This window comes from Limnohabitans sp., from assembly GCF_031538885.1.
Taxonomy (GTDB): Bacteria; Pseudomonadota; Gammaproteobacteria; order Burkholderiales; family Burkholderiaceae_C; genus Limnohabitans.
This window is the reverse complement of the sequence record NZ_JAVKLW010000137.1, coordinates 1-7,511: the sequence shown is the minus strand read 5'-3', so window position 1 is coordinate 7,511 and position 7,511 is coordinate 1. Positions and strand designations below refer to the sequence as shown.

The 7,511-nt window shown below is 53.2% G+C and carries 7 protein-coding genes and 1 pseudogene; 6 read left to right on the top strand and 2 right to left on the bottom strand.

What is annotated here, in order from left to right:
* The first annotated feature begins 218 nt into the window (after positions 1-218).
* Together RMS03_RS11270 and RMS03_RS11265 are read left to right on the top strand one after the other, a co-directional pair.
* Positions 219-2,324, top strand: coding sequence for a TonB-dependent receptor domain-containing protein (locus RMS03_RS11270; protein WP_310627147.1), 2,106 nt, complete (start codon positions 219-221; stop codon positions 2,322-2,324).
* Positions 2,321-3,178, top strand: a complete 858-nt coding sequence (locus RMS03_RS11265; RefSeq protein ID WP_310627146.1) for an alpha/beta hydrolase — start codon at positions 2,321-2,323, stop codon at positions 3,176-3,178. The genes RMS03_RS11270 and RMS03_RS11265 overlap by 4 nt, the downstream gene beginning before the upstream one ends.
* 70 nt (positions 3,179-3,248) lie before the next feature.
* Here RMS03_RS11265 and RMS03_RS11260 read toward each other — a convergent pair whose 3' ends face one another.
* Positions 3,249-4,226 carry a GMP reductase gene (locus tag RMS03_RS11260; RefSeq protein WP_310627145.1) on the bottom strand — a complete coding sequence of 326 codons (978 nt, stop codon included), beginning with the start codon at positions 4,224-4,226 and terminating at the stop codon, positions 3,249-3,251.
* Positions 4,227-4,452: 226 nt separating this feature from the next.
* Between RMS03_RS11260 and RMS03_RS11255 the strand changes: the two genes are divergently transcribed.
* From RMS03_RS11255 to RMS03_RS11240, 4 genes are all read left to right on the top strand, one after another.
* Positions 4,453-4,887 (top strand): hypothetical protein, encoded by a 435-nt coding sequence (locus tag RMS03_RS11255; RefSeq protein WP_310627144.1) that lies wholly within the window; start codon positions 4,453-4,455, stop codon positions 4,885-4,887.
* Positions 4,888-4,991: 104 nt separating this feature from the next.
* A complete protein-coding gene (locus RMS03_RS11250; protein WP_310627148.1) occupies positions 4,992-5,669 on the top strand; it encodes a DUF1828 domain-containing protein in 678 nt (225 codons plus the stop codon).
* Complete coding sequence (locus RMS03_RS11245) at positions 5,666-6,676, top strand: virulence RhuM family protein (RefSeq protein ID WP_310627143.1); 1,011 nt, start codon at positions 5,666-5,668, stop codon at positions 6,674-6,676. Before RMS03_RS11250 ends, RMS03_RS11245 begins: the two co-directional genes overlap by 4 nt.
* On the top strand, positions 6,673-7,428 hold the full coding sequence (locus tag RMS03_RS11240; RefSeq protein WP_310627142.1) for a PDDEXK nuclease domain-containing protein: 756 nt from the start codon (positions 6,673-6,675) through the stop codon (positions 7,426-7,428). The genes RMS03_RS11245 and RMS03_RS11240 overlap by 4 nt, the downstream gene beginning before the upstream one ends.
* On the opposite strand, the pseudogene RMS03_RS11235 reads toward RMS03_RS11240, so the two are convergent.
* Positions 7,380-7,511, bottom strand: a pseudogene (locus RMS03_RS11235) (IS30 family transposase); the annotation flags it as partial. The gene RMS03_RS11240 and the pseudogene RMS03_RS11235 overlap by 49 nt on opposite strands.

The following is a 7,511-nucleotide window of genomic DNA, read 5'->3' as shown; positions in this document are numbered from 1 at the left end:
TTGGTATCGTTCTTCTCGGCTGAGGTGCTTGTACATTGGGCAACTTCGACTTGGCGGTTAAAGCGGCCATGATGCTCTCGCATCCTCAGCCACCTATAACCAGTTCATCTTTGTTGCACTTCGTCCTTGAATCCGCCAATCGATACCTCGGTAAACTTTTCAAAATGCACACTCAATCCATTGTCAGATTATTTTTAACTCCTTTTGCTTTCAGTGCTGTGGCATCTTTGGCGCAGCAAACAACAGCACCTGCCGCGCAAACGTCGGACATGGGGCAGATTGAAGTCACCAGTGGTCGAGACAACGATACGCAGCAACGCCGCGAATCCACGGCCAGCAAAATCGTGATTGGTCGTGAGGAAATTGAACGTCAAGGCGACGCCAATTTAGGTGAAATCTTGAAGCGCATGCCTGGCATCACTCTAGGCGGTGCGCCGGGGCGGGGTGGCGGCATTCGCATGCGTGGTCTGAGCCAAGGCTACACACAAATTTTGCTCGATGGCGCGCGTGTGCCGCCTGGGTTTTCGGTGGAATCCCTCACTCCCGAGATGATTGAACGTGTCGAAATTTACCGTGCTCCTACCGCAGAAACTGGCGCACAAGCGATTGCAGGCACTATCAACATCATCACGCGTGAGGGTCGACGTGGCATGCCTACCGAGCTCAAAGTGGGCTCCTCATTTCAAGGGGGCTATGCATCGCCTACCGCCTCCGTTGTGAAGTACCACGATGCAGAGGCATGGACGGTCAACTACACCTTGTCTGTCAACCGCTACGCCGCACCTGATCAAAGTGAAAATGAGTTTTCCCAACAGCTCAATGATGTCACCACGCAGCGTTACCGAGCCAGCGACAGCCACTATGCCCGTGAAGGGATGAACGTGACTTCACGCATGCAGCTCAAAGGTGATGCAGGTGAAACGCTCACACTGATGCCGTTTGTCGCACTCTCGCAAGGCAAATCATTGGGGCTGATCACGACGGATCAAACACTACCCAGCGCATCGTCTGCTGTGGCCAGCATTGAAAATAAAAATACATTTGCTATCGCACGCCTCAACGGGCAATGGAAACGTAAGCTGTCCACCGATAGCAATATCGAGTGGAAATTCGGCGTAGGAGGGTGGAACAGCCACAACGCATACCAGCAAACAGCGAGCAACCTGAATGCCTACCTTCCATCCATTACAGACAACTCGCACGTTCAAGACCGATCAGCCACCATGGGTGGCAAGTACACCAACGTCTTGGGAGGCGGTCACCAGTGGATCAGCGGTGCGGAGATCGAGTCTGTGCAACGTATCCAAGCCGTTGGGGGTAGTTATCAAGGCCGTGGAGGGGATGCCGACTACAAAGCCAGCACCATGCGCTATGCCATCTACTCGCAAGATGAATGGCAGCTCACGCCCCACTGGGCTACACACTTGGGCGCTCGTTACGAGGAGCTGACCGTTGCAGGTAACAATGCAGATGGCAATGTCACCAACCGCAGCAGCGTCTTCACACCCCTGCTGCACGCCCTGTGGAGACCTGATCCTGACAGCCGAGACCAAGTGCGCATGAGCCTTACTCGCAGTTTTAAAACACCCACAATGCCAACCCTCTTGGCACGACGGGCCTACACCCGTGACGCAGCAAGCACCGCCACCAACCCTGATGTGTCTGGCAACCCCAATCTCAAGCCTGAAGTTGCCACAGGCTTAGATATCGCTGTAGAGCGCTACTTGCCGCAAGGTGGTGTCTTGAGCGCCAGTGCGTTTCATCGACATGTACAAAACTTGATTCGAAACGTCACGAGCTATCAAGGCAGCACACAACGTTGGTTGTCCAGCCCTGAAAACTTCAGTGAAGCCATCGCCCAAGGCGTCGAGCTAGAAGCCAAATTTCGCATGGACCAGTGGATAGACAATGCGCCGCACGTGGACTTGCGCAGCAACGTGAGCTTTTACCGATCGCGCGTGCTCAGCATTGATGGCTCCAACAACCGTCTAGACCAACAGCCAGACATGAGCGCTAACCTAGGCGCTGACTACCGCTTGCGCGCACTGCCACTCACCCTCGGTGGCAATCTCAACTACAACCCCGGCTACAGCACCCGTGCGAGCAATGAGCAGCTCCTCACCGTGTCGCAAAAACGCGTGATGGATCTCTATGGCTTGTGGCGCGTCGATGGCAACACAGCATGGCGCTTGACCCTGAGTAACCTTGATCCGCGCAACTACAACACGGGCAGCACCTACACCAGCACAGGTTTGTTTGAAGCCAGCAACACACAAAATCGTGGTTGGACCAATGTACAAATTCTGTTGGAGAAAAAGCTATGACCGTACGCGATGGCGCTTGGTATGACCGCATGTACAACAATCGCGCTTTGGTGCCTGCATATGCCACCCACTTTGCGCATTGGCGCCAAGCATCCAGCCATGCACGCGTCACGCAGCGCTCTTTCCAAAACGTGGCCTATGGCCTTGGCCTTAACGAAACCGTAGATATTTTTCCGAGCGACTCGGCACAAGACAAAGCACCTGTCGTGGTCTTCATCCACGGCGGCTTCTGGCGCTCGTTAGACAAAGCCGATCATTCCTTCATCGCGCCCGCATTTACAGCGCACGGCGCACATGTGGTCGTACCCAACTATGCGTTGTGCCCTGTGGTGACCATCTCGGACATCGTCTTGCAAATGGTCAAGTGCGTGGCTTGGGTCTGGCGCAACATCCACCGTTTTGGTGGCGACCCCAGCCGCATCACCTTAATAGGCCACTCTGCGGGCGGCCAAATCGTTGCCATGTTGCTGGCCTGTGACTGGCCGCGTTATGCCCATGATTTGCCCGCACACATGGTGAGCAAAGCCTTGTCCATTTCGGGTTTGTACGAGCTGGCGTCCATCCGCGCCACACCTTACCTGCAAGACAGTTTGCGTCTCACCGCGCAAGACGCCGTGCGCAACAGCCCTGCGTGGATGCCTGCACCCAAGCTAGGCACCCTCTACAGCGTTGTTGGCGGCATAGAGAGCGAAGAATTCTTGCGCCACAACGCCTTGATTCAACAGGCGTGGGGCCAAACACGCGTCCCAGTGGCCGAAGCGCTCGCAGGCTTGCAGCACTTCAGCATCGTCGAAGCCCTGACGCAGCCGAACCATCGCCTGCACACGCTGGCGCTTGAGCTGCTTCAAAAGTAAAAACCCACACAAGAAAAAAGCCTGTCATGCATGAAGCAGACAGGCTTTTTGTTTGGCCACAGCGCAAAATTTACATCAACAGATGCTCACCCGCGTTGTCGCCACCCAAGATCACGTAATTCACCTTGCGCACATCCATCAGCTTGGTGCCGCCCGCGTAGCTAATGGAGCTTTGCACGTCTTGCTCCATCTCAATCAGCGTGTCGGCCAGCTTGCCCTTCACAGGCTCCAGAATGCGCTTGCCTTCCACGTGTTTGTACTCGCCCTTGTTGAAGTCAGAAGCCGAGCCGTAATACTCTTTGAACAATTCACCGTCCACTTCCACTGTCTTGCCTGGTGACTCTTCGTGGCCAGCAAACAGCGAACCAATCATCACCATGCTGGCACCAAAGCGAATGCTCTTGGCAATGTCACCGTGGCTGCGAATGCCGCCATCCGCAATGATCGGCTTGGTCGCCACACGGGCACACCACTTGAGCGCAGACAACTGCCAGCCGCCCGTGCCAAAACCCGTTTTGAGCTTGGTGATGCACACCTTACCTGGGCCCACACCCACTTTGGTCGCGTCAGCGCCCCAGTTTTCTAGATCGATCACAGCCTCGGGTGTTGCCACGTTGCCTGCGATGACAAAGCTATGTGGCAACTTGGCCTTGAGATAGCCAATCATGTCGCGCACGCTATCGGCGTGGCCATGGGCAATGTCGATGGTGATGTACGCAGGCGTCAGGCCTGCCGCCGCCAGCGTGTCCACCGTGGCGCGGTCTGGGGCTTTCACGCCCAAAGAAATAGAGGCATACACACCCTTGGCGTGCATCTCCTTCACGAACTGAACATTGTCCAAATCGAAACGGTGCATCACATAAAAGTAATTGTTCTGCGCCATCCACAAACAAATGGCCTCATCCACCACAGTTTTCATGTTGGCAGGCACCACGGGCAAGCGGAACTTGCGCCCACCGAGTTCAACACCTGCATCGCATTCAGAGCGGCTCTCCACGCGGCACTTGCGTGGCAGCAACAAGATGTTGTCGTAATCAAAAATTTCCATATCCCAAGCTCCAGAATAAAACGTTCGAAGATTGAGCGCTTGGTTTGGCCGGTTTTTCAGGCGCAAAGTGCAGGCCAAAAAAAACCGAGCGCAAGAATCTTGGGCTCGGTGGCTGATTGTATCAGCTTGTATACACAGGCAATTCCCATTGGGGAAACTGGCCAGTTTTAGAGTGCTTTAGCGCTTAAGATTAAGCCCATATTCTTCAGAGCAAATTCATCAAATCTTGAGTGCACCGAAACACCTATCAGAAGGCACCTCGCTCGATTTAGAAAAGACCGGCAAGGGTGGTGTGGGGCGACATTTCGAGTCACGGCCTCAATTGCGTGACGGTGGTTTTGTCGATATGCGGTTTTTGGGAAAAGCACCACGGCTCGAAGAACCCAGCACTTATGACGTGAGCTTTTTGCTAGCGAATCAAAGGGTTCGTGGCATTGGATTTACGCCGGTTGCAAGCCATAATTTGCGTTTCAAAAAACGCATCGAACAAGGCTGGCACTTAAATGTCTGCGACCCTAACGCACCAACGACTAGCCCTGAGAGCAACATTCACAAACCATTGTCAGATTTTGAGGTCACTGATTTCTTAGACTTAATTCATAAAGCTGCCCACTTGTGGCACATCGACTTGGGCGACTTGCCGGAAGGGAGTTTGCTGTGAACACCCCCACATCTTTTGCCGCAGCAGATCTGAGCACGCTCCTCAACAATTTTTGGAACAGCATTCTCGAGATTCAGGTAACGTCTCAAGGTTTTTTGTTCACTATGCCAGTGTCTTACCCCGACGGCTGGCAGGTGGTACTTGAACTCCAGCGGGTCACCCCAAACACATGGCTGCTCAGCGACAGAGGGCAAACGCTTAACTGGTTGATTGGTCAAGGTCTGAACTTGCAAACTGAAGCGATGCAATCTCACCTGAAACGGCTATGCAATGAGCATTCTTTTCAAATGAACGAGGGCGTTTTGTTTCGGCATATGTCTTGGCCTCTTGCCGCTGATGACATGCATGTATTTGCCGAGGGCGTTGCGGCCATATCGAGACTGGACTTTTTCAACGAGCATCGCGTACTCGAAGAAGATGTGGCCCGCCATGCAGTGCAACGTATTTTGCAAGATGCGCATCTGTCGCATCAGCGCAATCGAAAACTCGCGATAACGCCTGAACGGTCCATTGCCGTTGACTTTTATGTTGAACAAAAACGACCTGCGGCGATTCAGATTTTGAAAACCAAGACCGACTTGGCAGGCACCATGGAGAAATGGGGTTTTCGCTGGCGTGAACTCAAGCGTTTGAACCTTGGATTAGCCCCCATCATGTTGTTTGATCGAAATACGCAAACCATTGACGCCTACAGCCGTCACATTGCCCAAACTGAGTGCGAGCTATTTTGTGGATTTGACGAAACAGACCGCATTCACAGCACTTTGCGGGCGTTGCAGTGAACACTCTCATTATTTACTCCTCAGAAGACGGCCAAAGTCAAATCAAGCTGCGCACCAAAGATCAAACCATCTGGTTGTCTCAACGGGAAATGGGTGAGTTGTTCAATGTCAGTTCAGACAACGTAGGCCTGCACCTCAAAAACATCTATGAGGATGGGGAACTGACCCGTGAGGCAACTACCGAGGAGTCCTCGGTAGTTCAAACAGAGGGCACGCGGCAGGTGCAACGGCCAGTCACGCTCTACAACCTCGACGCCATTCTGGCCGTGGGCTACCGGGTGCGTTCGCCACGTGGGGTGCAGTTCCGGCGCTGGGCCAGCACGGTGCTCAAGGAGTTCCTGACCAAGGGCTTTGTGATGGACGACGAGCGGTTAAAAAACCCCGACGGTCGCCCAGACTACTTTGACGAGATGCTGGCCCGCATCCGCGACATTCGGGCCTCAGAGAAGCGGTTTTACCAAAAGGTGCGCGACCTGTTTGCTTTGAGCAGCGACTACGACAAGACTGATCAAACCACCCAGCAATTTTTCGCCACAGTGCAAAACATGCTGCTCTATGCCGTGACACAAAAGACGGCTGCTGAACTGATCTCCGCCCGCGCCAATGCGAACGACCCCAACTTTGGTCTGATGCATTGGAAAGGGGGGCAGGTATGCAAGCAGGGTATTTTGGTCGCCAAGAATTATTTGACCGAAGACGAGATCGACACCCTGAACCGGCTGGTGGTGATCTTTCTAGAAACCGCAGAGCTGCGCACCAAAAACCGCCAAGAAATTCGCATGGCCTTTTGGCAGCAAAACGTGGAGCAGATCATTAGCTCCAACGGCTTCACGGTGCTTACCCATGCAGGCAAGGTGAGCCACGCCCGAATGGAACAACAGATAGCGCCGTTGTTCATGGACTTTGACCAACGCCGCAAAGCCGAGGAGGCCCAAGCTGCGGACATGCAAGACGATGCGGAGTTGAAGGCGCTGGAGATCAGTTTGAAGCGAAGGTCTAAATCATGAGCGAACTGAGTACTCTCCACTTCGACGTCAAAGCTATTTTGGAGCAGGCACGTGGCAAGGAGCGGTCTGCGGTCAACGCGGCCATGGTGGAGGCGTATTGGCTCATTGGCCAGCGCATCGTCCAAGAAGAGCAACAAGGAAAACAAAAGGCTCAGTACGGCGCTCGCATGATGCAGGAGCTGTCTATTGCCTTGGCAGCGGAGTTTGGTAAAGGGTTTTCTTATGCCAATTTGTATAACTTTCGTCAGTTTTACCGGGTCTTTCCTGATCATCAGATTCTCTACACGCTGTGTAGAGAATTGAGCTGGAGCCACTTACGCCTGATCATTCGAGCAGATTCGCAACAGGCCATTGAGTATTACTGCAAAGAAGCACGAGAACAAAATTGGACAGTGCGCCAGCTGGAAAGACATATCCAGACCAATGACTATAAGCGTCTGCTGTCGACTCAGGCACAAACCTCAGGTCAAGAAAACCAAGCTTCACATTTGGAGTTCATCAAAGACCCATATGTACTGGAGTTTTTGCAGCTGCCTGAATCTGGCCAACTCAAAGAGAGCCAGTTGGAGCAAGCCATCATGGATGAGCTGCAAAGATTTTTGTTGGAGCTTGGTAAGGGCTTTTCGTTTGTGGCGCGGCAGATGCGCATCAGCACAGAAACCAGTCACTTTTTCCTTGATCTGGTTTTTTATAACTGGCGGATTCAAGGACGAAGTGCAACACGCTTTAACGAGGCATGGAATACCTCGTGAGGTGTCTTGAATCCTAGTCGCTTTCTGGGGCGGTGATTCAATCGGTTTTCAATCATAGTCAATTCCTCATCCGTCACGGTTTC